At 53.7% G+C, this 633-nt stretch carries 1 protein-coding gene; it reads right to left on the bottom strand.

From position 1 onward, the window contains the following. Positions 1 to 81: 81 nt before the first annotated feature. Positions 82 to 633: aldehyde dehydrogenase family protein (locus DCK90_RS16885; protein ID WP_159075878.1), on the bottom strand; the 552-nt coding region annotated here is incomplete at its 5' end.

The raw sequence follows: 633 nt of genomic DNA, 5'->3' as shown, positions 1-633 counted from the left end.
TTTTTTGGGATAACACCAAAAACGAGTAACTTCAAGGCCGTCATCCAAACATGACGGCCTTGAAGTTACTCGTTTTTGGTGTTATCCCAAAAAAGGATACCTGTAATCCTCCGGGGTCACAAAAGTTTCCTTGATCAGTCGAGGGGATACCCATCTGAGGAGGTTCTGCATGGACCCTGCCTTGTCGTTGGTCCCAGATCCCCTTGCCCCTCCGAAGGGCTGTTGCCCCACAACGGCGCCCGTCGGCTTATCGTTGATGTAGAAGTTGCCCGCTGCGTTCTGCAGGGCCTTGGTGGCCTCGTCTATGGAATAGCGGTCGCCGGAGATCACTGCCCCGGTAAGCCCGTACTCCGATGTGCCGTCCACAAGCTTCAACGTTTCGCTCCAATCCTTGTCCTCGTATACGTAGACGGTCACCACCGGGCCAAACAGCTCGGTGTACATGGTCTCGTACTGTGGGTCGGTGGTCAAGATCACGGTAGGTTCTATAAAGTATCCTACGGACTTGTCGTAGTTCCCTCCGGCGATGATCTCGGCATTGTCATCGGTCTTGGCCTGATCGATGTACTTGGCCAGTTTGTCAAAGGACCCTTCGTGGATCACGGCAGTGATAAAATTGCCCATGTCCTCCGG

This window comes from Muricauda brasiliensis (assembly GCF_003057865.1).
Taxonomy (GTDB): Bacteria; Bacteroidota; Bacteroidia; order Flavobacteriales; family Flavobacteriaceae; genus Flagellimonas; species Flagellimonas chongwuensis.
This window is presented reverse-complemented; position numbering and strand designations above follow the sequence as displayed.